Source organism: Fulvivirga marina (assembly GCF_016775155.1).
GTDB classification, from domain to species: Bacteria; Bacteroidota; Bacteroidia; order Cytophagales; family Cyclobacteriaceae; genus Fulvivirga; species Fulvivirga marina.
The window spans coordinates 208,836-233,723 of record NZ_JAEUGD010000031.1; the positions used below are offsets into that span (position 1 = coordinate 208,836).

At 41.5% G+C, this 24,888-nt stretch carries 25 protein-coding genes; 8 read left to right on the forward strand and 17 right to left on the reverse strand.

Annotated elements, in window-relative coordinates; genetic code table 11:
• Nucleotides 1–49: 49 nt before the first annotated feature.
• The 11 genes from JMN32_RS09905 to JMN32_RS09955 all read right to left on the reverse strand — a co-directional run bounded on the left by JMN32_RS09905 (nucleotide 50) and on the right by JMN32_RS09955 (nucleotide 11,861).
• Nucleotides 50–739, reverse strand: a complete 690-nt coding sequence (locus JMN32_RS09905) for a 3'-5' exonuclease (RefSeq protein ID WP_202856159.1) — start codon at nucleotides 737–739, stop codon at nucleotides 50–52.
• Nucleotides 739–2,655 carry a DUF294 nucleotidyltransferase-like domain-containing protein gene (locus JMN32_RS09910; RefSeq protein ID WP_202856160.1) on the reverse strand — a complete coding sequence of 639 codons (1,917 nt, stop codon included), beginning with the start codon at nucleotides 2,653–2,655 and terminating at the stop codon, nucleotides 739–741. Before JMN32_RS09910 ends, JMN32_RS09905 begins: the two co-directional genes overlap by 1 nt.
• A gap of 26 nt (nucleotides 2,656–2,681) precedes the next feature.
• On the reverse strand, nucleotides 2,682–4,577 hold the full coding sequence (acs, locus tag JMN32_RS09915; RefSeq protein ID WP_202856161.1) for an acetate--CoA ligase: 1,896 nt from the start codon (nucleotides 4,575–4,577) through the stop codon (nucleotides 2,682–2,684).
• A gap of 23 nt (nucleotides 4,578–4,600) precedes the next feature.
• Complete coding sequence (locus JMN32_RS09920; RefSeq protein WP_202856162.1) at nucleotides 4,601–4,960, reverse strand: response regulator transcription factor; 360 nt, start codon at nucleotides 4,958–4,960, stop codon at nucleotides 4,601–4,603.
• Nucleotides 4,935–7,673 (reverse strand): sensor histidine kinase, encoded by a 2,739-nt coding sequence (locus JMN32_RS09925; RefSeq protein ID WP_202856163.1) that lies wholly within the window; start codon nucleotides 7,671–7,673, stop codon nucleotides 4,935–4,937. Before JMN32_RS09925 ends, JMN32_RS09920 begins: the two co-directional genes overlap by 26 nt.
• Complete coding sequence (locus JMN32_RS09930) at nucleotides 7,663–7,875, reverse strand: hypothetical protein (protein ID WP_202856164.1); 213 nt, start codon at nucleotides 7,873–7,875, stop codon at nucleotides 7,663–7,665. The genes JMN32_RS09925 and JMN32_RS09930 overlap by 11 nt, the downstream gene beginning before the upstream one ends.
• Before the next feature lie 3 nt (nucleotides 7,876–7,878).
• Nucleotides 7,879–8,064, reverse strand: a complete 186-nt coding sequence (locus tag JMN32_RS09935) for a hypothetical protein (RefSeq protein WP_202856165.1) — start codon at nucleotides 8,062–8,064, stop codon at nucleotides 7,879–7,881.
• A gap of 10 nt (nucleotides 8,065–8,074) precedes the next feature.
• Nucleotides 8,075–9,766: a sodium:solute symporter family protein gene (locus JMN32_RS09940; RefSeq protein WP_202856166.1), complete on the reverse strand. Its 1,692-nt coding sequence runs from the start codon at nucleotides 9,764–9,766 to the stop codon at nucleotides 8,075–8,077.
• Between the two features lie 8 nt (nucleotides 9,767–9,774).
• The gene (locus JMN32_RS09945; protein ID WP_202856167.1) at nucleotides 9,775–10,032 is read right to left on the reverse strand and encodes a DUF4212 domain-containing protein; all 258 of its coding nucleotides are present in this window, start codon (nucleotides 10,030–10,032) and stop codon (nucleotides 9,775–9,777) included.
• 11 nt (nucleotides 10,033–10,043) lie between these two features.
• Nucleotides 10,044–11,312, reverse strand: coding sequence for a porin (locus JMN32_RS09950; protein ID WP_202856168.1), 1,269 nt, complete (start codon nucleotides 11,310–11,312; stop codon nucleotides 10,044–10,046).
• A gap of 129 nt (nucleotides 11,313–11,441) precedes the next feature.
• On the reverse strand, nucleotides 11,442–11,861 hold the full coding sequence (locus tag JMN32_RS09955; RefSeq protein ID WP_202856169.1) for an IS1/IS1595 family N-terminal zinc-binding domain-containing protein: 420 nt from the start codon (nucleotides 11,859–11,861) through the stop codon (nucleotides 11,442–11,444).
• A gap of 404 nt (nucleotides 11,862–12,265) precedes the next feature.
• On the opposite strand from JMN32_RS09955, the gene JMN32_RS09960 reads away from it, so the two are divergent.
• On the forward strand, nucleotides 12,266–13,828 hold the full coding sequence (locus tag JMN32_RS09960) for a hypothetical protein (protein ID WP_202856170.1): 1,563 nt from the start codon (nucleotides 12,266–12,268) through the stop codon (nucleotides 13,826–13,828).
• Between the two features lie 256 nt (nucleotides 13,829–14,084).
• On the forward strand, nucleotides 14,085–14,519 hold the full coding sequence (locus JMN32_RS09965) for an SRPBCC family protein (RefSeq protein WP_202856171.1): 435 nt from the start codon (nucleotides 14,085–14,087) through the stop codon (nucleotides 14,517–14,519).
• A gap of 227 nt (nucleotides 14,520–14,746) precedes the next feature.
• On the opposite strand, the gene JMN32_RS09970 is transcribed toward JMN32_RS09965, so the two are convergent.
• Nucleotides 14,747–15,577 carry a universal stress protein gene (locus tag JMN32_RS09970; protein WP_202856172.1) on the reverse strand — a complete coding sequence of 277 codons (831 nt, stop codon included), beginning with the start codon at nucleotides 15,575–15,577 and terminating at the stop codon, nucleotides 14,747–14,749.
• A gap of 168 nt (nucleotides 15,578–15,745) precedes the next feature.
• On the opposite strand from JMN32_RS09970, the gene JMN32_RS09975 reads away from it, so the two are divergent.
• The 4 genes from JMN32_RS09975 to JMN32_RS09990 all read left to right on the forward strand — a co-directional run bounded on the left by JMN32_RS09975 (nucleotide 15,746) and on the right by JMN32_RS09990 (nucleotide 18,993).
• On the forward strand, nucleotides 15,746–17,413 hold the full coding sequence (locus JMN32_RS09975; RefSeq protein ID WP_202856173.1) for a Na/Pi cotransporter family protein: 1,668 nt from the start codon (nucleotides 15,746–15,748) through the stop codon (nucleotides 17,411–17,413).
• A 10-nt stretch (nucleotides 17,414–17,423) separates the two neighbouring features.
• Nucleotides 17,424–17,825, forward strand: a complete 402-nt coding sequence (locus JMN32_RS09980) for a hypothetical protein (RefSeq protein ID WP_202856174.1) — start codon at nucleotides 17,424–17,426, stop codon at nucleotides 17,823–17,825.
• A gap of 196 nt (nucleotides 17,826–18,021) precedes the next feature.
• Nucleotides 18,022–18,534, forward strand: a complete 513-nt coding sequence (locus JMN32_RS09985) for a YciE/YciF ferroxidase family protein (protein ID WP_202856175.1) — start codon at nucleotides 18,022–18,024, stop codon at nucleotides 18,532–18,534.
• Between the two features lie 3 nt (nucleotides 18,535–18,537).
• Nucleotides 18,538–18,993, forward strand: coding sequence for a pyridoxamine 5'-phosphate oxidase family protein (locus JMN32_RS09990; RefSeq protein ID WP_202856176.1), 456 nt, complete (start codon nucleotides 18,538–18,540; stop codon nucleotides 18,991–18,993).
• A gap of 122 nt (nucleotides 18,994–19,115) precedes the next feature.
• On the opposite strand, the gene JMN32_RS09995 is transcribed toward JMN32_RS09990, so the two are convergent.
• The 5 genes from JMN32_RS09995 to JMN32_RS10015 form a co-directional block, all read right to left on the reverse strand.
• Nucleotides 19,116–20,093 (reverse strand): MlaD family protein, encoded by a 978-nt coding sequence (locus JMN32_RS09995; RefSeq protein ID WP_202856177.1) that lies wholly within the window; start codon nucleotides 20,091–20,093, stop codon nucleotides 19,116–19,118.
• 26 nt (nucleotides 20,094–20,119) lie between these two features.
• The gene (locus tag JMN32_RS10000; protein ID WP_202856178.1) at nucleotides 20,120–20,860 is read right to left on the reverse strand and encodes an ABC transporter ATP-binding protein; all 741 of its coding nucleotides are present in this window, start codon (nucleotides 20,858–20,860) and stop codon (nucleotides 20,120–20,122) included.
• A 3-nt stretch (nucleotides 20,861–20,863) separates the two neighbouring features.
• On the reverse strand, nucleotides 20,864–21,643 hold the full coding sequence (locus tag JMN32_RS10005) for an MlaE family ABC transporter permease (RefSeq protein ID WP_202856179.1): 780 nt from the start codon (nucleotides 21,641–21,643) through the stop codon (nucleotides 20,864–20,866).
• 189 nt (nucleotides 21,644–21,832) lie between these two features.
• Nucleotides 21,833–22,444: a hypothetical protein gene (locus JMN32_RS10010; RefSeq protein WP_202856180.1), complete on the reverse strand. Its 612-nt coding sequence runs from the start codon at nucleotides 22,442–22,444 to the stop codon at nucleotides 21,833–21,835.
• A gap of 112 nt (nucleotides 22,445–22,556) precedes the next feature.
• Complete coding sequence (locus JMN32_RS10015; RefSeq protein ID WP_202856181.1) at nucleotides 22,557–22,775, reverse strand: dodecin family protein; 219 nt, start codon at nucleotides 22,773–22,775, stop codon at nucleotides 22,557–22,559.
• A 359-nt stretch (nucleotides 22,776–23,134) separates the two neighbouring features.
• Between JMN32_RS10015 and fabG the strand changes: the two genes are divergently transcribed.
• Both fabG and JMN32_RS10025 read left to right on the forward strand, forming a co-directional pair.
• A complete protein-coding gene (fabG, locus tag JMN32_RS10020; RefSeq protein ID WP_202856182.1) occupies nucleotides 23,135–23,878 on the forward strand; it encodes a 3-oxoacyl-ACP reductase FabG in 744 nt (247 codons plus the stop codon).
• 13 nt (nucleotides 23,879–23,891) lie between these two features.
• Entirely contained in the window at nucleotides 23,892–24,884 is a 993-nt protein-coding gene (locus JMN32_RS10025; RefSeq protein WP_202856183.1) for a 3-oxoacyl-ACP synthase III family protein, read from the forward strand.
• Nucleotides 24,885–24,888: the final 4 nt, after the last annotated feature.

Below are 24,888 nucleotides of genomic sequence, written 5' to 3' on the forward strand. Positions count from 1 at the left end.
AAACCTGCCTCAGATAGTTAGTAAGTCCTCTGTCAATTGCAAATATGGATTATCGCTTCAAAAAATCCCCCAACTTCTTCAATCCCCGTTTCCTCAATTTAGGAAGCAACCGGATCAGTAATTCTGCTGTTGAGTAGGCATCACCCAAAGCGGTATGGCGTTCCAGAGGTTCTATTCCATATCTATCCAACAGGGCATCAAGGGTATAATCCTTCGGATTAATACCTGCACTACTCATGCGAGGTTGTTCCAACCTGATGGCCAGTTGGGCAGTATCAAGCAAGTAATTTTTAATCTTCAGGCCTGGGTAATATTTATGCAATACTTTGTTGACAATGGCAACATCAAAATCAATGTGTTGGGCCACCAGTACCGCACCTTTAATGTAGTTAAGAAAAACCTCTATTACCTCTTCGGGTTGCAAACCGGCGTTACTTTGACGCTTGGTTATACCATGGATGGCAATATTTTCAGGTCGACTTTCATCAGCCCAGGCCACATAGCAGTCCAAGGCCGAACTAACTTCTATTTTATTGTGGGTACAACTTACTGCACTAATAGAAAGTAACCTGGCCGTTTTGGCATCAAGTGAAGTAGTTTCAGTATCAAAAACCACAAACCGGATATTTTCCAGCAATGAGCTTTGATCAATATTGCGACAGCTATCAAGATATGACCTGGCAAAAGCAGGAAGGTCCTTCCCTGAATTATTACCAAATATTTTTGAGAGCAGGTTCATTAATTAAAGTAACTAAGCTGATAGCGCAATTCTAACATTTGCTGTAGTTGGTAAATGGGCTCAAAGGTATTCCTTAAAATTTGCCTGTCCAGCTTTCCCAGGCTCTCAATAGTTATGAATCTTCCTGAATCATGGTGAATAAAACCATTGAGTGCCCTGATCCTCATCAGGTACTCATATGAATCAGCCGCAGCATGATACAACTCCTGCCTTTTGGGCTCTTCCTTTGCCAAAAGATGGTAACGGGCTACCGTATTCATTTCATCCAGTTGTCCTGTTTCCAGCGACAACACCCTCGCAATATCTACCAACGGCATCATGGCCCGTGCCTTAATGTCAAACTCATGCTGATGTTCCCCCGACCTCTCTACCACAAAGTTTTTAAAGAAGCTTAATGGTGGCGGATTTTTTAGTGCATTTTTTGCCAGGAAATTAAGAAAGATCCTTTCTTCATTGATTTCCTTTTTTAAGTGGTCTTTCAACTGGGTAATTAAGACTTCAGAGCCATAAACCCTCCTATAATCAAAAAAAATGGTTGAGAGCATCAGTGCCTTTTCCTGGGGTTGCCTGATCCACCCTGAGAAATATTTCTTCCACTCACTTAAAGGTTGGCACCATTTCGGGTTACCTGCCATCATATCTGCCGGGCAATATTCAAACCCTGCTTCTGCCAGCATTTGGTTCACCTTGCCTGCCAATTCCAGAAAATACTGCTGTACCTTTTCTTTATCGGCTGTACTGCCCTCTACGTCTTCATAAATAATCGCATTATCCTGATCCGTACGAATAAGTTGTTCGGAACGCCCTTCACTACCAAGACAGACCCAAGAAAAACCAACAGGTTGAGGCCCTGAATTTTCCTGCATTTCCTGAAGAGCCATGTCAATAACACGGTGGATGATCACATCATTGATGTGTGTGGTTAATGATGCTGTTAAACTTATGGATACCTGCTGTTCCAGATAAAAACGGATCAGATCATCGGCCTGATTGCGCAAATCGATTAACCTTTGAAAAGTGGCAGCCTCTTCCATAGCGTACACTAATGTAACCGGGTGGTTCTGATGCGCAGCCATCAGATCACGCTCGCTGAGCATACCAACAGGTTCTCTATCAGCAGTAATGCATATATGTCTGATCTTATAGCGCAACATCTTTAGCAAATAGCTGGAAAGAGGTTGCCCCAAGGGCATGGTGATAACTTCTCCTGACATGATCTCCTTCACCGGAGCTTCAATGCTCACCTTGCCGGTACTTACCTTTTCACGAAAGTCAGTATCGGTAACAATGCCCGCAATATCACCAGTGGAATGACGTAAGACCATTGACCCAATCCTTTTATCACTCATAGTTATGGCTACCTGCTTGATGGACTCATCTGGCGACATCCACACCAGTGCTCCGTGGGTTTTCTCTAATGGTCGGTTCCAATTAAGCAGTGCCCCTGAATCCTGGTAGGGAATCCTTTTCGCTACGTTGGCATCCAGTACATTGGCCTGCCCACCGGCAAGCCCTGCGGCAAAGAACATAGCTATCTGGCTATGGCTTTCCATCAGGGGTTTAAAATATGCTATAGGAATAGCGTATATAAGACTTTCTTCAGCACTTCTGCCATGAAAAACATAGGGCTTACCACTCAGCATGGCGCGTACGCCAAAAAGATCTCCTTCATCACATATATCCACCAACACCACGGCATCTGCTTCCTGCCTTTCCAGATGAATAGCTCCTTCTTTAACCACAAAAAGATAACCTTTCCCTTCTTCCCCCTGCCTGAAAACATAATCACCCGGTTCAAAATGGTTGACTACCACTTCTACAGAAATGGTGTAAAGCTCCTCCTTTGACAGCGCTGTAAAAGGAGGATACTTTTTCAGAAAGTCCGCTATTCGTGAAGCAATAACATTTCCTGCCATCTCTCCGGGATTAATTCAAGAGTTACTTATTGAGCACCCGAAATGATCTCCTCAACCACCTCAGGATTAAGTAGTGTTGAAGTATCACCCATACTGGAGGTCTCTCCAGTGGCTATTTTTCTCAATATCCTCCGCATGATCTTACCCGATCTTGTTTTGGGTAGCCCCGGAACGATCTGTATTTTGTCTGGCTTGGCAATGGGTCCTATAATTTTTGTCACGGTCTGCCTGATCTCTTCAATCAGATTAGATTCAGAACGGCCTTCCATATCACAGATGACATAAGCATAAATACCCTGCCCTTTAATATCATGCGGATATCCTACCACAGCAGATTCTATTACTTTCGGATGCTCATTTATAGCATTCTCCACTTCAGCAGTTCCCATTCTATGACCAGAAACGTTGATCACATCATCTACCCGGCCTAATATCCTGTAATAGCCATCCTCATCCCGCTTCACACCGTCACCAGTAAAATAATAGCCCTTAAATGATGAGAAATAGGTCTGTCTACACCTTTCATGATCACCATAAGTAGTCCTCAACATGGACGGCCAGGGGAATTTCACGCAAAGATTCCCTTCAACGCTATTACCGATTAACTCCTTACCGTCATTATCAAGTATCGCCAGTTGTATACCTGGTAAAGGTAACGTGGCATATGACGGTTTCGTAGGCGTAACGCCTGCTATTGGCGAAATCATGACGCCACCGGTCTCCGTCTGCCACCAGGTATCTACTATCGGGCATCTTCCCTTTCCTATATGATCATGGTACCAATGCCAGGCTTCCTCATTAATGGGCTCACCCACAGTGCCTATCACCTGAAGTGAATCAAGTTTATATGGCTCTATCGGCTCAGTACCATAGGCCTGAAGCGCCCTAATAGCAGTAGGTGCAGTATAAAACTGGTTTACTTTATGTTTATCACAAATAGCCCAGAACCGTCCTGCATCGGGATAAGTCGGCACACCTTCAAACATTAAAGTAGTGGCTCCTGCAAGCAATGGACCATATACTATATAGCTATGACCGGTAATCCAGCCAACATCAGCCGTACACCAATAAATATCTCCCTGAGAGTACTGAAAAACATTTTGGAAAGTATAGGTGGTATACACCATGTAACCTCCACATGTATGAACTACTCCTTTAGGTTTGCCGGTAGAGCCAGAAGTATAAAGAATAAAAAGCATATCTTCTGAGTCTACGATCTCTGCCTGGTTTTCAGTGCTTACGCCATCAATGGCTTCATGCCACCAGATATCTCTACCTGATTTCATACTCACCTCCTGACCTGTTCTCTTGAGCACTATGACTTTCTCTATGCTTTCCGTTTGCTCTACTGCCTCATCTACTACATCTTTAACGGCAATTTTCTTGGCTCCACGGAAATTACCATCCGAAGTAAGTACCATTTTCGCCTTACAGTCATTAATACGGTCCGCTAATGACGTTGCTGAAAAGCCTGCAAAAACAACAGAATGCACTGCTCCTATCCTGGCACAGGCCAGCATAGCTACTGCGGCCTCGGGCACCATCGGCATATAAATAATTACTCTGTCTCCTTTAGATATACCTTTTGCCTTCAGAACATTGGAAAATTGGCAAACCAACCCATAAAGCTCTTTGTAGCTGATCGTTCTTACCTCTTCACTAGGGTCATTAGGTTCCCAGATAATAGCCGGTTTGTCTCCCAAAGTATAAAGGTGGCGTTCAAAAATATTTTCAGTGATATTCAATTTTGCATTGGTAAACCACTTCACATCTGGTTCCTCAAAGTTCCAATCCACTACCTGATCCCACCTTTTTTGCCAGTGAAATGAATCCGCTATCCTGGCCCAGAAATGCTCAGGATCCTGAACACTTTTTGCATACTCATGAATATATCCGCTAAGGGTTTGTATTTTATTACTCATAATTTCAAATTTTTCAAATTTAATCAGCCTGCCAGTTCATTGACTTTATCCACTAGTTTTTTTGTAGAAAAAGGTTTTGTCATATAAAAATCCGCTCCTGCTTCATACCCTTTCAAAATATCCTTTTCCTTACCCTTCGCAGATAAGAATATTACTTTGGCTTCCAACTGTTTGTTTTTTTTAATGTAACTGCACACCTCATAACCATCTACCTGAGGCATCATAATATCCAACACCACAATGTCTGGTTCTTCATTATCAACGGTTACAAGTGCCTCTGCACCGTCTCTTGCTATAAACACTTCATAACCATTCTTCTTCATCAAAAACTCTAATGACATAATGATATTTGGCTCATCATCTACTATTAGTACTTTCTTCATTTAACTGCATTATTCCAGGAATACTAAAGGTAAATATGGCCCCATTCGACCCATCGTTCTTTACCCATATTTTCCCTCCGTGTTTTTCAATTATTTTTTGACAGATGGTTAAGCCTAGTCCACTACCCTCTTGTTTTTTAAGTGTCTGGTTTTTATCCTGATAGAAGGCCTGAAAAATAAGTTCCTTACTCTCTTCCGGTACGCCTGGGCCATTATCCATGACCATCAGCTCAACCGATCCGCTATCTTCAGTCGTTAAAATAGTAATTTCTCCGGCTTCCTGGTCACAAAACTTGATAGCATTTGATACAAGATTGAGAATAACTTGGGTCAACCTATCTTTATTTCCTCTAATTGACGGCAATTCTGGGCTCAACCTAGTCTTTAAACTAATTTTTCTACCCAAGACATGTTGCTTTATGGAGTTAAGCGATTCCCTGACCACATCATTGAGGTTCAGGGTATAAAGTGGCAACTCCAACTGGCCACTCTCCATTTTTTCGAGATCCAGCACTTGATTAATCAACCGCTCCATACGCTGAGTTTCCTCCACTATAATAGACAGGAACTGGGCACGCTCTTTCTGACTCAGGTCACTATTGTCATGCAGTATCTCCGATAGTGCTCTAATAGAGGTAATGGGTGTGCGCATTTCATGGGTAACTGTTGAGATAAACTCATCCTTCAGTTGATCGAGCTGCCTGAGTTTTTCATTGGCTTGCTTAAGTTTTTCCGTAGCCTCCTGCAGCTGCCTGGATTTTATAGTAAGCTCCTTATTATCAGAAATATACTGTTGAGACTCCCTAAGTATGCCAAACACCTCCGATATATCTACTGCCTTTTCCTCTTTAACCACCGAAGAAATCAACACACGCGCAGAAGTTGAGCCTACCACTCCTGAAAGCAGGTTTTCGGCATAATTTACCGTTCTGTAATCGGCCTCAAGTAACTCTTCATTGATATCATTTCTATACATAAACCTTTTGAAAGCCCTTTCGGTACGTTCAACCCCCAGAAACTGAGCGAGCAGGTTTTTAATATCTGCCAGGAAGGCCTTTCCCTTCCATACCACCGAACTTTCATAAGAAGAAGAGTACTTGAAAATATCGACAAAGATCTCAGCCTGATTGATTTCCTGCGAAGACCTTTTCGAGATCACTGAAACAATCAGATAGGTAAACAAATTGAACATCAGACTCCAGAAAAGCCCCCGGACAATATAGCTCATGGATGAAAGTCCCAGGAATTCCTGCGGGCTAAGCCATGAGAGACCGAAGAGGCCTTTAACAGCAAAATCTGTGGGAATAACACCGGTATTTACGATGGTAGGAATAACCAGTGTATAAAACCAGATGATAAACCCTACGATCAATCCACTGAACGCTCCTTTGCTATTACCTGTTTTCCAGAATATACCTCCAATTATGGCAGGTGTAAACTGAGCCACGGCGACAAACGAAATCAAACCAATAGACACCAAAGAAAACTGCTCTCCTACATATTTAAAGTACAGGTATGCCAGCAGTAGCATCAAGAGGATCATATACTGTCTTCCCCTTAGTACCACCAGGTTGAGTTTGCCTTCAAATGGCCGTGACAATCTTCTGCTCTTAATAATCGTCGGCGTAATGATATGGTTACTGATCATGATACTTAATGCTGAAGTAGATACTATGATCATACTGGTAGCTGCAGAAAAACCTCCGAGGTAAATGAAAATAGCCATAAACTGCCTGTCATATGCCAACGGAATAGCCAGCACATAAGTGTCCGCATCAATGGGCTGCCCGGCGAAGATCATTTTTCCTCCTAATGCAATGGGCAACACAAACACGTTGATACAGAGCAAGTAGAGAGGAAAAAGCCACATAGTTTTCTTCAGGTGACTTTCATCTCTGTTTTCTTTTACTGCTACGTGAAACTGCCTCGGCAAGAAAAGGAATGCCATGGCTGACAACATATTCAGCCACATCCAATCACCATATTCACTCTTGTTGATCGTAGTCAGTCGCTCATAGTCAGGAAGAACCGTTGCCGCAGTAAATACATCATCAAAACCATCGAATATGCCGTAGGTAACAAAAATGCCTACGGCCAAAAAGGCCACCAGCTTAAAGGTTGATTCGAACGCAATGGTTGTAATCAGTCCAATATTCTTTTGATTGGCATCAATGTTCCTAACCCCAAAAATTATGGTGAACGCGGCAAGGACAATGGTAATATAAAAGGCGGTATCCTGAAAGAACCTGAGTGATGCCGTATTAGACATTTGCTCATTGGTCAATATGGAAAAACTGTTTGAGATAGCCTTGATCTGAATAGATATATAGGGAAGTATCCCTAACAGACAAAACACTGTTACGAAAGCCCCTAAAGAGGCCCTCTTCCCATACCTGGATGTAATAAAATCAGCCAAATTGGTAATGCGGTGAATCTTACTGATCCTGATGATCTTTCTGAGAACAATCCAGAAAACAGGGGCGATCAAAATAGGGCCGACATATGTGGTCAGGAAGTCCAACCCCTGATTAGAAGCCCGTCCTACACTACCATAATAAGTCCATGCGGTACAATATACGGCCATAGACAAGGCATAGATATAAGGTGATTTCAGCCAACGTTTCTCGGCATTTTTTTCAGCCCAAGCTGCTATTAAAAACAGTAGAACAAGGTATATGAAAGATAATATGATTACCAGCCACTTAATTTCCATCTTCCCGATCCTTCAGGTGCTTATTACTGATCCAGAATGATAAAATGATGAGCAATAACCAGACAGTCAGAAAATAAAAAAGCAACATGGGTACCCCTGAGACGGCTTGCCTGATGTTAAATATTTCTATTAACGGGTAATGGAACAATAGAAAAAATAACACAAACATGATAACAAGTACCGATGTTGCTTTTCCTTTCATATTTTACTCTTTTAAAGTAAGAAACCCGATCTTAAACAAGCCCCATAACAGCGCCAGCGACAACGCACCCACGCCTACCGAGGCCAAAAAGCCTACATTGTAGGCAGATTCAAAATAGAATCTGCCTATCAAGGTAAGGGTTCCGTAAATACTTATGAAGAGTATTGTTATATTTTTATTGAGTTTCATAATCCTGAAATTAATGGTTATGAGCCTCTCCTGCACCTCTGGGGAACCTAATGTTATCCACCATTTCCTGTACCTCTTGAGGTGGTGCTTTTGTGGCACTGCTAACAGCAAAGGACACCGCAAAATTTATCAGCATGCCGATGGTGCCAAAACCTTCAGGGCTTACACCAAACCACCAGTCAGCCGAAGTTGTTTCTCCAAACAGGTTAAATTTAAATATCAGCATATATAGCAAAGTGATGCCTAATCCTGAGATCATTCCCGCAATAGCACCTTCCTTGTTCATTCGCTGATAGAATATGCCCAGAATAATGGCTGGGAAGAAGGAAGCTGCCGCTAACCCAAAAGCCAAGGCTACTACAGCCGCGACAAAGCCCGGTGGGTTGATACCGAAATACCCCGCAATAATCACAGCTATCACGGCCGATCCCCTGGCAACCCATAGCTCCTTGGCATCAGAGATGTCTGGTGCAAATTGCTTTTTGATCAGGTCATGTGACACCGATGTTGAGATTACCAATAGCAAGCCTGCTGCTGTAGATAGAGCCGCAGCCAATCCTCCTGCTGCCACCAGGGCAACAACCCAGTTGGGCAGATTGGCAATTTCAGGGTTAGCCAACACCATGATATCTCTGTCTATTACAAGCTCATTGGTTTCTGCATCTGCCACATATTGAATAATCCCATCGTTGTTCTTATCCGTAAAGCTGAGTAGACCGGTTTTTTCCCAGTTGTTGAACCACCCTGGCATAGAAGCATATTCTTCGTTACTTACCGTTTGGATAAGATTGGTACGGGCAAATGCCGCTACTGCCGGTGCAGTGGTATATAAAATAGCTATAAATACCAACGCATAGCCTGCGGAGATCCTTGCATCACTCACTTTAGGTACGGTAAAGAACCTTACAATTACGTGAGGTAGTCCTGCAGTACCCACCATAAGTGCAAAGGTGATAAAGAACACATCTATCAATGCCTTATTACCATTGGTATAAGCAGCAAATCCAAGCTCTTCATGCAAACCATTTAGCTTGTCAAGCAGGTAAGTCTCACTGCCATTAATAGTACCACCGAAACCCAGCTGTGGAATAGGGTTATTGGTAAGCTGAATGGAAATAAAAATAGCTGGCACCATAAAGGCAAAGATGAGAATGACATATTGTGCCACCTGAGTGTAGGTAATACCTTTCATCCCTCCCAATACAGCATAAATAAATACTATAAACATACCAATGTAAACACCACTATTAATATCCACTTCAAGGAATCGGCTGAATACAACACCAACACCTCTCATTTGCCCCGCCACGTAGGTAAACGACACAAAGAGCGCACACACAACAGCTACCGTTCTGGCTGTATTAGAATAATATCGGTCACCGATAAAATCAGGAACGGTGAATTTTCCGAATTTTCTTAAATACGGCGCGAGAAGTAATGCCAGTAGCACATAACCTCCCGTCCATCCCATGAGGTAAACCGCTCCATCGTAGCCGGCAAATGAAATAATACCTGCCATAGAGATAAACGAGGCTGCTGACATCCAATCTGCCGCTGTTGCCATACCATTAGCCAGTGGTGGTACTCCACCACCCGCAACGTAAAAATCTTTTGTAGAACCGGCCCTTGACCAGATTGCTATTCCAATGTAAATCGCGAAGGTCACCCCCACGATAATATATGTCCAGGTTTGTACATCCATGATTCTAATTATTTTTCGTCTACATCAAATTTTTTATCCAGTTTGTTCATCAGCGATACATATACGAAAATCAAAATGACGAACACATAAATGGAGCCTTGCTGGGCAAACCAGAAGCCAAGAGGAAATCCCCCGATTTTGATACTATTGAGTGCATCAGCGAATAATATTCCTGCTCCGTAGGATACTAAAAACCAAATAATCAGCAGCACCACAAGGTAAAGGAGGTTGCGCTGCCAATATGCCTTCATTCTTTCTTTGTTCATAGGTTTAAATTTTAAAGGAAAATATGTGTTTGGAGCACCAAACCATTCACACGGTCAGGTTCTGCTCCTGTATAGTTAGATAATGTAGAGTTATACTCAACTGTAATCTTGGCACTATGACCATTGAGGAAGAAGTTTGCTCCCAATTGGAACGTATTACCTGCTTCTTCGAAAGCTTCAAAATCACGTGTACTGTAAGCCAAATAAGGCATTAATCTGAATTTTTCCGAAAATTCCGGAAAAAGATAGCCTACATGCCCATACACCGATGACCCTGTGCCATAGGTGGTACCCAGGTTATAATTCTTGCCATAATCAAAATTATAGTATGCTGCATAAGCATTAATGGCACCTTCGCCCATGGGCGCATCATAAAATGCATCAACTGAAAAATGCGTCACATCATTACCTGAAAGATTACCGGCTGCATCAGCAGTAACGGTGCCATCCGCATGGTTAAAGAACCCTGCTCCAATATTGAAAACCGTTTTCTTTCCCATGTATGTACCTACACGATAAGGCAGCTTGTTTGACTCCTGGTCGATAAACTGATAGTCAAGGTACCCGGTTATGATCATGCCCGCATCTTTGCCCAGTACTTGTCTTCCAGAATAGGTAACCGTATTAGGAGCTGGCTGATCAGTAGACCCCAGTGCATTCACTATAGGTTCGTTCATAGCCAGAGAGTAATTAAGTGCTCCAAAGCGACCTTTAGCATAAACTCCCAGATGGCGGGCAAATTGATCAGAAAGACCAAGCTGGGCCCAGGCCTGCCGGTAATTATCCAAGGTCATAAAGTTTAGTGTACTAGCACTGGTAAGCCTGCTTAAACCATTCCAATAATGTAGACCTGCACCTACGTACAGCGACTCGTCAGTTGAAACTTTAAACTCTGTCCATGCACCATGCAAAAACAGTTGCGGACCGTCACTAGCCCGGGCATCACCAATAGGGTCAGCATTGCTACCGGTTAGTGAGTTAAGACCAAAGTGGGTCAAAATCAGAAACCTGGGAGAAATTTGTGCATAAGCTAAAAAGCGTGATCTTCTCATACGCATGGTAAAACCACGGCTATCATCATCAAGATTGCCATCTTCAGCCCATATCTGGTGCCAAGTAATAAACCGGATGTATTTTTGACCACTCTCATCCAGTTTAAGGGTCATAGGTTTATAAGAGTGATCAATCTCTTTCTTGTCTTCTTCCTGTGCAAATGCCATTATTGGTAAGAGTAAGGATAATAGCATGCCATAGAAGATTTGGTAATTAATCTTTTTCATATGGAGTGAAATTTTAGTTTCGTTTTAGTAAGGGTTAAAGACGGCCGCCTAAAATTTCATTGAAGATTAATTTTGAGATTTTTAAGAGCAAAAGTGTAAACAGGGATATAGTTTTGCTAATTAGTATAGTTAATCTTTAAATCGCTCCCACTTAATCAGCATAAATTTATCTCCCAATTCGGTAATCAGCATACCAGATCCACCCATATTAGCCGGATTTGAGATAAAATCCTGAAGTTCCTGATGGTTGAGTATTTTGTAGGTAGGCCTATAGTCGTAGCGCTCCGGCGCTTTAATGTTGTACTTTCTCACCCAGTTCATAACAGAGACATGGCTTACCCCAAGCAACCTTTCAATCTCCCTGAGACTAACCCCTTCAAGGTATAGCTGCAATGCCTTGATGACGTAATAATCATCAATCTTCTTTCCTATTTTATTAACTGTAAAGTAATAGGAGCATTTTTTACAGTGAAAGCGCTGTCGGTTGTTGACCACACCGCTCTTAATAACTTTCTGGGAACCACATTTTGGACATTGAGGAATATGCATAACTATATTAAGTTAGCATAAATATATTTATTTAGCAAGAAATAGTTATTAAGGGATAAGAGTTGTTAGATTTCTGACGATCAGCGATGATTGTGTTTAATCTGTATGAAGAACTCTCAGCATGAAAGTATCGCCATTGCGAGTAGGTATGACGAAGTAAGCCCTGTCAAACCTTCAAAGCACAATAGAGTACTAACGGATTTAGAGTTTTGTAACTTTTCCTTCTCTCCTATAGCAGCCCTCCCAGCCTACAAACCACCTAAATACACCTGACTATGTGCATCTTAAAAAAATCCAACGGGTTTCAGTTATCGATGATCAATATCACGCTTATTCCCTGATAGCTCTCATTGACCTTATTATTATAAATCTGGAAATTGAGACAAATACAAACAGGAAATATAATGTCAACTCATATCAAAAACATTGCCTTTTTGCTACTGTTATTCATAGCTTTTACGGCTGACGCCCAAGACAAGCCTCACTATAACTTTAAAGACCTGATCCATGACAGTCGTGAAGAACTAGAAGCTCTTGCGCTTTATCCGGATGATATACGTGAAGCTATTTTAGATGTATGCCTTTACCCTGAGATATTGGTAAAAATAGGCGCCATACAGGCCAAGACAAGAGATTCTTTCCATGAATTGATCCAATACCAACCACAACAGGTACAACAAAATTATTGGGAACTGATGCGCTACCCTGGCCTGGTAGAAAAAATTGTTGATGGCGGCCAGAAAACTCGAAGTGAAATAAAAAAAATCCTGGAAGACTACCCTTCCGACATACACGAAATCGCGCTGAATTATGGCGTCAGTCGCCTACAAACTCTGCAAAAAATTGCAACCATCAACCGAGAAGCCAACGCAACGCTGGAATTGCTATTAGAAGACTACCAACCCGCAACCCGTGAAAAGGTAAAGTTGCTGCTTAAGTTTCCTGAAGTACTTCATGTAATGGTTGAGCATATCGACCTAGCAGTGATTGTAGGTGACTATTATAAAAACGACCCAAACTATGTAAGAGCAAAAGCCGACTCTCTGCAACTGGCAGTATCTAAAAAACATATGGAAGATGCTGAGGCCTGGAAAAAAGGCCTGCAAGAAGATCCTAAGGCATTAACAGAGTTCGAGGCTGCATCAAAAGAATTTAAAGGAGAGAATGGCTATGATGAAATTTATGACCCTATGTACCCCAACCCTGCACCAAAAGAGGAAAAAGAAACAAAGAAGGAAGTAAAAACTGATGTTTATATTTACTATGACTATTACCCCTACCCATTCTGGTTTGGCTATCCGACATGGTTTCCTCATGTATATTGGTATCGCTACCCATACTGGTATCACTGGGGCTATTATTACGGTCCGCAAAGCTCTATACTTCTTTTTGGTCTTCCTTCTTATTATTACTTCTACTGGTATTTTCAATACCCGATACACTACTACCGCTATCCACACCTTTCTGATTACATTATCAGATATTACCGTGGGCGGTCTGGCGTAGGTACCGCAAGAAGTAGTAGTCTTGATTTATCTATAGATGAGTATAGAAGAGTCAGCAGGGACCATATGCTGGATGACATCATCAATGAGGATAATAATGCGCTCCGTAGAGAAAAGATCAGGGAGTATGGATACTTTGAAGAAAGTTACCGTCAGCGATCTGAAAGTCGTACAAAAGAGCCTATTTCAAGAGATAAGTACCTGCGAGAAAACAGCAGTCGTTACCCTTACCTATCCGGAACAACGAAAACGGTTAAATCTCGCCAAAGCAACCAGGTTAAATCCAGAGCAAACCAAAGTATCAGGATAATACAACCTTCTTCCCGCTCCATAGAACTTAACAGGGCGAGGGAACAGCATCAAAGCACATGGGAAAGATCTTCCTTTAACCGTTCAAGACCTTCTTCGGTAAGGCCATCTACACCTACTACTAAAAAGCGGGGTAGAAAGAACTACAAATAGTGAAAGCAGGATGCTATACCAATTCCAAAAAGTTTAGTTTGGCGTAGCATCCTTAAATTATCTTCTATCATTTTCAAACGGATCAGTACTCGTTCTCTATAAACAGTTGGTTTTTCTTTATTAAACTCCCTTGGTTAATTTTTCCCACTGGCGTAAACAACCCCTCGATTTGCCGTTTTTATACAAGTTGTCTTTACAATACACATGCTATGTTTGTAATATCAAAGGCAATAATTTTAAACTTAAAAAACACACCATGTCAATAACAGAAAAAAGCAACATCACAGTAGAAGCAATGGTAAATGCTCCGGTAGAAAAAGTATGGAAACTCTGGACTTCACCTGATGATATCACAAAGTGGAATAGCGCATCAGATGATTGGCATACTCCATCGGCAACCAATGACCTTCGTGTTGGAGGTAGATTTACTTCACGCATGGAAGCTAAAGATGGCAGCATGGGTTTTGACTTCGGGGGAGTATACAGTGAAGTGAAATCATATGAGGTGATCAAATACACGATGGATGATGAGAGAAAAGTGAGTGTTTTATTTAGTGAGGAAGATGCAAAAACAAAAGTGACTGAAACTTTTGAAGCTGAAGACACAAATTCTGTAGAAATGCAAAGAAACGGCTGGCAAGCTATATTGGATAACTTCAAAAAATACGCTGAAGCAAAAAAGGGGCAGTGATTCTCTCTCTTACTTGATTGATTTATCATTAAACTTTTGTTTAACGGACTTTGAAATTGCAAATTCCGAAGCCATGCCATCCCTTACTACATAGAACCTGACTTATTCTGATTGTATAATACTGGAAACTGCAGCCCTTGTTATCTGGAAACATCTAATAACCGAGATGATAGGTTAGATCATTTATACCTTCAACTTATTGAAATGAATATCCCTGATATGGGTATTTATTTTCTTAACACCATACTGAGTACGGGGATATCCGCATGAAAGACCATGGTATCCGTTACACTTAACAGATATGCGGGCTTGCCCTTACGAGCGTGGGTAATCATAGTTATGAGATCAGGTTTGTTCCGTTTCATAAAAGCGAGCATCCCTTTATCTTTATCAAAATCATTGTAGATGAATGATCTAAAGTTCACATTTGACTTTTCAGGGATATACTTTTCCATCCTGGCTTCCGCAGTAGCAGTATCCGTGAAGTTGGCCGGTGTATTTACATAAAGGAGGTCCACCTTGGCACCAATGACCTCCGCCAGCTCGGTGATGGTCTCAATAGCAGAGGAGATATCCTCTTCGAAATCTGAAAGAAATAATATCCTGTCAACAGACTGCATTTTAGAGTTTTTCTTCACAGACAGCACAGGACAGTTAGCCATTCGGATAACACGCTGTGTGATAGAGCCTACAAATAGCTCTTTAGTCTCATCTGCTCCATGTGCACCGATTGAGATCAAGTCTATTTTTCGATCTTTGGCAAACTCCACAATAACCTCATAAATGACACCTCCCTGCACATAGGTCTTTACCTTACAATTTTCAAACAGAGCATCAGCTAAAAACTTCTCCAATTTCATTTCTGCTTCAACCACACGGGATTCAATTTCAGGAAACTCCTCTTTTGCCTGTACAGAAATGTTGTTCCAGTCTGATGGTGCTTGCACAACATGAAGGAGATAGACAGTGGAATTAGTCTTTTCAGCTATAAATACGGCTTTTTTAGCTGCGTTATAAGAGAAGGGAGAAAAATCGATAGGCACAAGAATGTTTTTCATAACTATGGGAATTATAATTCAACGAATCTCACCTTTTCAGTCAGGTTAATAAAATTAGTCCAATACATATTTTCCCAGTATGAGCCGCGTCAATCATCCCCATGATTTATATCATGTTTATTTCATCCGGCTTATTCTACCTTTCCTTGTCTTTTGAACAACACTGCTATGATCGAAATCTGGAGATTTCTTGCCGGGGTGGGTCTTTTCCTCTATGGCATGGACATGTTGGAGAATGTATTGAAGAAACTGGCGGGGCGCTCGTTCAAGCTATTTCTAAGAAGGTATACTCAACGACTATTCACATCGGTAACTGGAGGAGCATTGATCACTGGTTTGCTACAGAGCAGTTCCGTTGTATCACTTTTAGTACTGGCTTTTGTGGAGAGTGGCATCATCTCATTTAAAAATGCGTTGGGTGTTATATTGGGTGCAAATGTCGGTACCACACTAAGCAGCTGGATTGTTGCTACAGTAGGTTTTAAGTTAGATATTGAAAGCTACTCCCTTCCAGTGATCGCCATATCGGCCATAGCAATGTTCTTCCTTCACAAACAAAAGCAGCTGTACCATAGCGCCAAACTGTTTCTTTCCTTAGGGTTGCTGTTTCTAGGGCTTAGCTTCATGAAAGCTGGCGCTGAGATCATAGTTGAAGGTGTAGATCTAGGGCAGTATGCTCATTATGGTTCACTGATATTTGTGTTGATAGGCTTTATCATTACCACCTTGATACAATCAAGTTCTGCAACTGTGGCCATTACGCTCACAGCATTGTATACAGGTGTACTAGACCTAAATATGGCTGCTGCTGTAGTTATAGGTTCAGAATTGGGCACTACCATAAAAATAGTGCTCAGCGGTGTACGCGGATCGGCTGATAAAAAGCGTGTAGCCTGGAGCAACTTCTTCTTTAATGTAGCTACAAGCATTATCGCATTCCTTCTATTGCCCTGGCTTATTATTTTTATTCGTGACATCATTCTCATCACTGATCCCTTGTTAGCCCTTGTAGCATTTCAAACCACAATCAACCTGCTCTCAATCATTATGTTCATGCCCTTCATCCACTGGTTTGCCAAATGGCTGGAGTATATGTTTAAAGCTAGTGATGGTGATGAAGTGTCATTTATTACTCAGAACCTACCCGTAGTTCCCGAACTGGCAATTGATGCCATGTACCATGAAGCAGAAAATCTTTCTAAAAAAAATTTAGAATTCCTGAAACTGGCTGTAGCCGGTAGTTCCAGACCATCCGGTGAACATTTTTTCAGCCACCTGAAATCATTAGCTCAAAGCAGAATATCTGATGAAGAGATGTATGGCAAGCTTAAGCAAACCGAAGGTGACATATTGGAATATTATGCCATACTACAATCAGAAGATCTGGTTACTGAGCAATACGATCTGCTGAATAAATACATTACGGCTGTACGTAATAATATACATGCTGCCAAATCACTCAAGGATATCCATCATGACCTTAAAGAGTTTGGGAATACAGCAAATGACACACTTTATGAACATTACAATCAAATAAAGAAAAGTTGGCTCGAATTTGATGCTTCATTTCAACGTTTAATGGCCATAGATGATCACGCTCTACTCTTTGAAGAACTTACGACAGTCATGAAAGCAGCATTTGTTCACTACAACGATCAGAATCTCCTAATCATAGAAGAGCTCAAAGGCAAAAAACTGTCAGAGGTAGAGACATCTACATTAATGAATGTACAACGAGAAATACTTTCAGCTAAAAAATCGCAATTGCGCGCACTAGCCTACCTGAAGTTAACTGCTAACCAGGCGCATGAATTTGAGTTTTTACCGGAATTTTAATGGAAAGAAGATGAAAAAGATCATAGTTTATTGGCTCCCCATGCCGGCCTTAGGCATGATCAACGGGATTGCTCGAGGCGCTATTTACGGTGAATCCCTGGGGGAGCCCCTTGCGCACCAGGTTTCAGCCCTCACATTAATGCTACTACTTCTGATTTATGGTGTCATTATTCGCGGTAAACTCAACCTGTCTAGTATACTTATTACCCTCAAGCATGGAGCCATTTGGGTACTACTTACAGTACTTTTTGAGTTTATTTTAGGGCTATGGGTATTCCAGCAGCCGCTGGAAGAAGTCCTCTATAACTACAATATTGCAGAAGGACAATGGTGGCCATTCGTATTGCTTTTTGTGTTTGCACTTCCTTTTCTGCTAAAGTATGGATCAAAAAGAAGGTTAAGTAACGATTAACCAGTTCTTGCCGATAAGCTAATAAAAGCTCATAATATCCGCCAAAACCTGAACATGCTGCGTAAATTCTGCCCTTAAGCTTCAATATTTCACTAACTGCTTTTTCAAATTATGACATTTATCATTAAAGTGCATGCAGGTTTGTCATCGTCATCTGAGTTCATGACTATTAATTTTATATAAAATTAAAATTACGATGAACACAGCCATTACAAACCTTACTGAGGCGTTAGCTTATAAACTGGATGAGCTTTATAACGCAGAAAAGAAATTAAAAATTGCAATTCAGCTCTGTATTGAACAGGCAAATTCACCCGTACTAAAAAAGGAACTGGAAGAATACGCAGAAAGCTGCAGCTACAAGCAGCTTAAGCTAGACCGCGTTTATAGCTACCTCATGAAAGAACCGGGCAGCAGCAAGGACAAAGTCATTGATGCGTTGATCAATAACCTGAAACAAGTCCTTAAAGCAACAATACATGGTGAAATGAAAGACGTTATGCTAATCTCTTGCCTGAAAAGCATCAATTTCTACAAAATGGCTGGGTATGAAACAGCGCTTGTATTTTCATGGGAGCTAGAACTGGACACAGCCTCAACTCTACTTGAAGAAGTACTGGGTTGGGAAAAACAAACGCACAGCAATCTGTCACAAATTGCTGTAATTGACGTGAACACTAAAGCGGAAGAATATAACAATAAACCATAAAAAATGCTAGGTAACCTAACAGACAAACAAATCGACTACGTGCTATATAGCCAGACTATAGGTCGGATCGGATGCTATGCAGATGGTGAGGTGTTTGTTGTGCCTATAACATATGTCTATGATGGCCAGTATATTTATGCTCACTCAAAAGAAGGAAGAAAAATTGAAATGATGCGCACTAATAAAAAAGTGTGCTTTGAAGTTGAGTCTATGGATAATCTGGCCAACTGGCGCTGTGTGATCCTATGGGGCACCTATGAGGAGTTAACAGATCCGGCAGAGCACAAAAAAGGTCTACAGGCTCTAAATGACCGGTTTATTCCCCTGATAACCAGTGAAACAACCCATCCACATCCACCAACTACAATCCCTCAGGTAGTAGAGAAAGTGAAGAAGCCAATAGTTTACAGAATCAAAGTGGAAAGGAAAACGGGTAAGTTTGAAAAGAGCCAGGATTAATCTAGTTTACAAACCGGAGTTTTAAAGCTCTTTTGTTAAACTCCATACTAACTTCTCTCTTCGAGGCAAACTGTACCTCAGAATTAATCAATCTTTGGGCTATTGAGATCCTGCCTGCTTATTTACTCATCGCCACTTTTCCTTTTAGCCTTTTCCTGCTTTTTGAAATACCTACGAAACAGGAAGTTATGTTTCATAGCTTCCATATTTTCACTAAAGCGTGCGGTACCTTCTTCAATATTTTCGAGGCTATTATTTAGTTTATGTAGTACGAGCGTATCAGAAAGCAATGCTCCTACTGTACCCCCACCCTCCTTCACATTTTTAAGCAAATCACCCAGGTCATTTGCCGCCTTGGCAGTTTCCTGGCTAGCCTTATGAATATCAGCCAAACTACCTTTTAAGTTCGAAACAAGGACCGTATCCGAAATAAGTGCACCTGCCAACCCCTGCCCTTGTTTAATGCTTTTGGCCAGGTCGGCAACTTCAGATGCTGCATAAGATGCATTTTTTCCCGCCAACCTGATATTAACTGCTGCCTGCTTCAAGTCTTTAGCAATAAGTGTATCTGACAATAACTGCCACAGGCTATTGCTATTATTTATTTTACGGGTAATTTTTCTCAGGTCATTGGTTATAGCAGCAATATTATCATTCGTAATATTAAGTGTCCGAAGCATCGCATCCGTTTCTATGGGCTTTTTCGAATAAATCTTATCTCCTTCCTCCACCGGCGCGGCCACTTCTTTTACAGAGTTAATATTTATTAACTGATTACCCATAAGGCCATCAGTGCCTACTGAGGCCACCGAATTCTTTTTAATAAAGCGCCTGGCCCCTTTGTCAATAACCATAGTGACCAGTATTGACGTATCACTTTCAATGGCTATCTCCCTGACTGTGCCCACATCAATACCGGAAAACCTAACGTTATTGCCGGGCATCAGGCCACTCACATTTTGAAAACTTGCCTGTATGGTAAACGTGGAGCCGAACAGATTCCTGTTGCGACCAATCATATAAAGTGAGAAGATCAGGAATAGCAGGCCTGCAAGCACGAAGAGTCCCAGCTTTGTATTGTCCATTGGTTTCGTTTTCATCTTTTCTTTCTTTTATACTGCCACCACTAAATAAAAAAGTTACGAACTTTCTCATCTTCCGACTGACTCAGTTCGCCATACTCACCTTCTGCATAACATTTCCCTTCAATAAGCATCACTACACGGTTTGAGGTAATGCCAATACAATTCATATCGTGAGAAATGATTATCGAAGATGCATTATATTTCTCCTGTACCTTCAGGATAAGTTCACTGATCTCTCTTCCGGTAATTGGGTCCAGTCCGGTTGTAGGTTCATCATATAAAATTATTTCTGGCTTCAAAATAAGAGTTCGCGCCAGTGCGATCCTTTTTCTCATACCTCCTGACAGCTCTGAAGGCATCATATCCACTGTATGCGCCAGACCTACATCGGTCAAAGCATCCATGACCAAACCATCTACCTCAGACCGCTCCTGGGTTTCCTTCATCCAATGCCTCCTGAGTGGAAATTCCAGATTCTCTCTAACAGTCATAGAATCATACAAAGCATTACTCTGAAAAAGAAACCCAACTTTTACCCTCATTTTATCGAGTTGTTTCTGGTCATAATTACCAATGTCCTCTCCAAGTACTTTGATAGTGCCATTCTCCGGATACAGCAGCCCGATAATGCATTTGATCAATACAGACTTACCCGACCCTGACTTACCAAGCACCACCAGGTTTTCTCCTCTGTACAACTTCATAGAAAAATCCCTCAGTACATGGTTATCACCAAATGACTTATTCAATTTATCTATTTCTATAACTGCTTTGGCTTCCATGGGTCACGTGAGGTTTAAAAGATCCGTAATCTGAACTGCAATCAGATCTATAATAAAAACCAGAAGTGACGCCACAACAACCGCAGAGTTTGCAGAGCGCCCGACACCCTCAGTTCCCTTCGTAGAATAATAGCCTTTGTAGCAACCTATCAGGCCTATCGCAAAACCAAAAAAGAAAGTTTTAATGATTGAAGGTACCATGTCACCATAGCTTAAGGCATCAAACACCTGAGCCCAGTACAAATGCCAGCTCACAGAACCACGAATGTTTACCCCCAAATAACCACCATATAGGGAAATGGCGTTTGAAAGGTTTGAAAGTACAGGCAGCATTAGAGTAGTTGCCAATATCCTGGTTACGATCAGATACTTGAAAGGGTTAGTCCCTGACACCTCCATGGCATCTATTTGCTCCGTTACTCTCATAGAGCCCAGTTCAGCACCCATTCCGGATCCAATCTTACCAGCACAGATCAATGCCGTGATCACTGGGGATATTTCTCGAACCAAGGAAATGGCCACCATGCTAGGCAGCATAGACTCTGCCCCAAACTCAACCAATGTAGGCCTGGATTGAATGGTAAGTACCAGCCCCATGATAAAGGCTGTAATGCCTACAAGGGGTAATGATTTATACCCAACCCAATAGCACTGACGAATGAATTCGCGAAATTCATACCGAGGCTGAAACCCCTCGCTAAAAAACCTTCCTGCAAATTTGGCTATATGCCCAACTTCTTGCAGAAATTCGCTTTTCCTGAAAATTGAAAACAGATCGGCCATAACTCATAATTTCTCAATAATAAAATTGAGAAGCAAACCCGAAGATCGCTGTGATATTAGTCAGGAGACGGCATGATACATATCATGGGAGGAGCTTTTTAAAAAATGGCCAGGCTGATCAATAGAAGATCTATTTTTATCAAAACCCTCTGTGCTAGTTCCCGGCCAGTGGTTATTACAGATATTATATTATGTAAGTGAATGTACCGCCTTCTTCAAATGGTCATACGCCAAGCCGATCTCATGTTTAAAATTATGCTGATCGCCTTTATCTGACGCAAAAGCACTCCTTGCGTTTTCCACCAATTTATCTATCCTTTCGCGAGCCTCTTTCATATGCCCTTTGAATGAAGCTTTAACCTCAATCTTCTTCAAAGAAAACCACAACCTCAATATCTCAAGCTTGATCTTAAACTTTTCAAGTTCCTGTTCAAAATATTCTCTTTCTTCTGGTAGCAACTTTTTTAGCTGCGCTTCCAACTGCTCAATAGCATGCGTTATTTTTGATTTTTGTTCTTCGAATACGAGAGATGTATCCGCCTGCCCCAGATTGAGATGCTGCTCAAGTACTTCAAGTCTTCGCTTAATGTCTAAAGTTATGGTTGACAAATGTTGAACAAAGGCTGACTGCTTAAACTCAGCAACTTTTAGCTTTAGCTCCGTTTTTATTTCCTCAAACTTGTCCCTGGCCTCCGCCTTACCCAATGAGAACTGAAGCACCAACTCATCCACTTCTTGCTGAGTTTCTTTTAGTTTATCAGCTATTCTGACCAGAATAGGTTTATCGGGCGTTTTATCCATGGTTTCCAAGATGTTTTAAAGCATATGATGTTGTGTTAGAAATTTATATATACGGTCCGAACTATTCCGCTATATAATTAGGGCAAGTGCTTAGGCATTGGCTCAAACTAACCTATTCAGCATCAGCATCAGCATCCGCCAAGGCAAAAGTAATCTGTGCATTGACGCGATACTCCACAATTTTGCTATCCACAACTTTAGCGCTATGATCTTTGATGTAAATAGAACGTATATTATAAAGTGACTTTGCTGCCTGTTGTACAGCTTGTTGTGCAGCATCTTCCCAACTCACTTTGGAGCTGGCAAGCAATTCCAGAACTTTAAGTACCATAATGTTGACCAATTTTATTTTCAACAAAGTTCGCCAGCGGAAGCACAAATAAAGATGACAACACTCACCAGAAATCAAGATTCCTGTCATATAAAAGGTCTGCCAAAAACGGATTTTATCGATTTGCACCCATAGCTTTTAAACAAAAACAGCAGCCAAAAAATACTTTTCAATTCACATCAACGAATTAAATACATAAAGTCACAACCCCCATATTTACAATTAAACAATTGAAAATAAGACAATTAACAAACCAAAAATCAACAACCCCTCAATAGTCCACCCATACTATTTTAAAAACTGCCACCGGTCTGCTATCATGAACCGATAATTTGGCTTCAGAAGTTAAAACAGTATTCATGAAAAGATTTAAAGATAAAGTAATTGTAATAACCGGTGGTGCCAGCGGTATTGGCAAGTCTGCCGTAAATAAATTTTTAAACGACGGCGCTACTGTTGTCATTTGGGATGTAAATAAAGAACAAGGCCAATCAACACTCGCCGAGGCCAGAAACAATGGCTCTATTGTTGATTTCATGAAAGTCAACACCACCAACCCGGAAGAAGTGGAGCAGGCCACCAGTGCTACCATAGAGAAATTTGGAAAAATTGACGTATTGATCAACAATGCAGGTATCACGCGTGATGCAACTATCAAAAAGATCACTTACAGCGAGTGGCAGCAGGTGATAGATGTAAACCTTACAGGTGTATTTAACTGTACACGATCAATAATCCCTCGCATGATCGATAAAAGCTATGGACGTATCATCAATACTTCATCAGTAGTAGGCCTCTATGGTAATTTTGGACAGGTAAACTATGCTGCGACCAAATCGGGAGTTATCGGTATGACCAAAACGCTTGCTAAGGAATTGGGTAAGCACAATATTACTGTTAATGCAGTGGCTCCTGGTTTTATAGCTACAGAAATGGTCAAAACCATACCTGAAAAGGTTATCAACCTGATGATTGACAAAACACCTCTGAAACGATTAGGTACACCTGAAGACGTGGCTAATACTTATGCTTTCCTGGCATCTGATGAAGCGGCATTCATCAGCGGTGCGGTAATCAGTGTAGATGGTGCGGTAACTATTTAAACAAAAGAAATTTATGAGAAAGGCAATAATTACCGGTACAGGGTCTTTTGCTCCTGCAAGAAAAATTCCGAATTCCTATTTCAATGAATTGCTACAAGAAGATGTTGATACGTGGCTGAAACAAAATGTAAATATCCATGAGCGGCGGTGGTGCGAAGAGGGGGAATCTGTGGCGGACCTCTGTGAGCACGCCGCTCTGGAAGCCCTTGAAAATTCAAAACTAAATGCCAGCGATCTTGACCTGATCATTGTAGCAACAGATACTCCAGAGTTTATTTCGCCCTCTACAGCCGCCATTTTACAACATCGGCTTGGAGCGGAAAAAGCCGGAACCTTTGACCTAAACACTGCCTGCGCTGGATTTGTAACAGCTTTTGACGTTGCAGCCAAATACATACAGGCCGACAGCCAATACAATAACATATTGATCGTTGGCGGTTATGCTATGAGCAAACACCTGAATATGCGTGATAAAAAAACCGTTACTCTATTTGCTGATGGTGCCGGCGCAGTCATCCTTTCCGCCAGAGAAAGTAACAACGGACAGGGGTTTATTACCTCTAAACTCTACACCAAGGGTGAATACAATGAGTGGATGGGCATCTACAGCGGCGGCACAAGGCACCCTGTTAATCAAGATGTTATCGCTGCTAATGATCATAAGTTGAAATTTGTTCATAAATTCCCGAAAGAACTTAATCCGGAAATATGGACAGATATGATTGTAAAAATGTGCCGTGAAATGGACATTGAACCGGACGATATCAATCAATTTCTGGTAACACAGCTTAATTTCAATTCTATTGATGAAACGATGGACAACCTGGGAGTAAGTAGAGAAAAGGCACATAAGATCATGGATAAGTATGGTTATACGGGATCAGCATGTATACCTATGGCATTGCATGATGCCATCAGCAAAGGTAAAATCAAGAAGGGTGATCTGATTATGCTGGTGGGTTCCGGCGGAGGCCTGGCCTTTGCATCAGCGGCTATTAAATATTAATAAC

Bases quoted from the DNA above. Each gene is read 5' to 3' on its own strand.
- JMN32_RS09905 (WP_202856159.1), bottom strand. From the start codon at position 739: ATGAACCTGCTCTCAAAAATATTTGGTAATAATTCAGGGAAGGACCTT.
- JMN32_RS09910 (WP_202856160.1), bottom strand. From the start codon at position 2,655: ATGGCAGGAAATGTTATTGCTTCACGAATAGCGGACTTTCTGAAAAAG.
- acs (WP_202856161.1), bottom strand. From the start codon at position 4,577: ATGAGTAATAAAATACAAACCCTTAGCGGATATATTCATGAGTATGCA.
- JMN32_RS09920 (WP_202856162.1), bottom strand. From the start codon at position 4,960: ATGAAGAAAGTACTAATAGTAGATGATGAGCCAAATATCATTATGTCA.
- JMN32_RS09925 (WP_202856163.1), bottom strand. From the start codon at position 7,673: ATGGAAATTAAGTGGCTGGTAATCATATTATCTTTCATATACCTTGTT.
- JMN32_RS09930 (WP_202856164.1), bottom strand. From the start codon at position 7,875: ATGAAAGGAAAAGCAACATCGGTACTTGTTATCATGTTTGTGTTATTT.
- JMN32_RS09935 (WP_202856165.1), bottom strand. From the start codon at position 8,064: ATGAAACTCAATAAAAATATAACAATACTCTTCATAAGTATTTACGGA.
- JMN32_RS09940 (WP_202856166.1), bottom strand. From the start codon at position 9,766: ATGGATGTACAAACCTGGACATATATTATCGTGGGGGTGACCTTCGCG.
- JMN32_RS09945 (WP_202856167.1), bottom strand. From the start codon at position 10,032: ATGAACAAAGAAAGAATGAAGGCATATTGGCAGCGCAACCTCCTTTAC.
- JMN32_RS09950 (WP_202856168.1), bottom strand. From the start codon at position 11,312: ATGAAAAAGATTAATTACCAAATCTTCTATGGCATGCTATTATCCTTA.
- JMN32_RS09955 (WP_202856169.1), bottom strand. From the start codon at position 11,861: ATGCATATTCCTCAATGTCCAAAATGTGGTTCCCAGAAAGTTATTAAG.
- JMN32_RS09960 (WP_202856170.1), top strand. From the start codon at position 12,266: ATGTCAACTCATATCAAAAACATTGCCTTTTTGCTACTGTTATTCATA.
- JMN32_RS09965 (WP_202856171.1), top strand. From the start codon at position 14,085: ATGTCAATAACAGAAAAAAGCAACATCACAGTAGAAGCAATGGTAAAT.
- JMN32_RS09970 (WP_202856172.1), bottom strand. From the start codon at position 15,577: ATGAAAAACATTCTTGTGCCTATCGATTTTTCTCCCTTCTCTTATAAC.
- JMN32_RS09975 (WP_202856173.1), top strand. From the start codon at position 15,746: ATGATCGAAATCTGGAGATTTCTTGCCGGGGTGGGTCTTTTCCTCTAT.
- JMN32_RS09980 (WP_202856174.1), top strand. From the start codon at position 17,424: ATGAAAAAGATCATAGTTTATTGGCTCCCCATGCCGGCCTTAGGCATG.
- JMN32_RS09985 (WP_202856175.1), top strand. From the start codon at position 18,022: ATGAACACAGCCATTACAAACCTTACTGAGGCGTTAGCTTATAAACTG.
- JMN32_RS09990 (WP_202856176.1), top strand. From the start codon at position 18,538: ATGCTAGGTAACCTAACAGACAAACAAATCGACTACGTGCTATATAGC.
- JMN32_RS09995 (WP_202856177.1), bottom strand. From the start codon at position 20,093: ATGAAAACGAAACCAATGGACAATACAAAGCTGGGACTCTTCGTGCTT.
- JMN32_RS10000 (WP_202856178.1), bottom strand. From the start codon at position 20,860: ATGGAAGCCAAAGCAGTTATAGAAATAGATAAATTGAATAAGTCATTT.
- JMN32_RS10005 (WP_202856179.1), bottom strand. From the start codon at position 21,643: ATGGCCGATCTGTTTTCAATTTTCAGGAAAAGCGAATTTCTGCAAGAA.
- JMN32_RS10010 (WP_202856180.1), bottom strand. From the start codon at position 22,444: ATGGATAAAACGCCCGATAAACCTATTCTGGTCAGAATAGCTGATAAA.
- JMN32_RS10015 (WP_202856181.1), bottom strand. From the start codon at position 22,775: ATGGTACTTAAAGTTCTGGAATTGCTTGCCAGCTCCAAAGTGAGTTGG.
- fabG (WP_202856182.1), top strand. From the start codon at position 23,135: ATGAAAAGATTTAAAGATAAAGTAATTGTAATAACCGGTGGTGCCAGC.
- JMN32_RS10025 (WP_202856183.1), top strand. From the start codon at position 23,892: ATGAGAAAGGCAATAATTACCGGTACAGGGTCTTTTGCTCCTGCAAGA.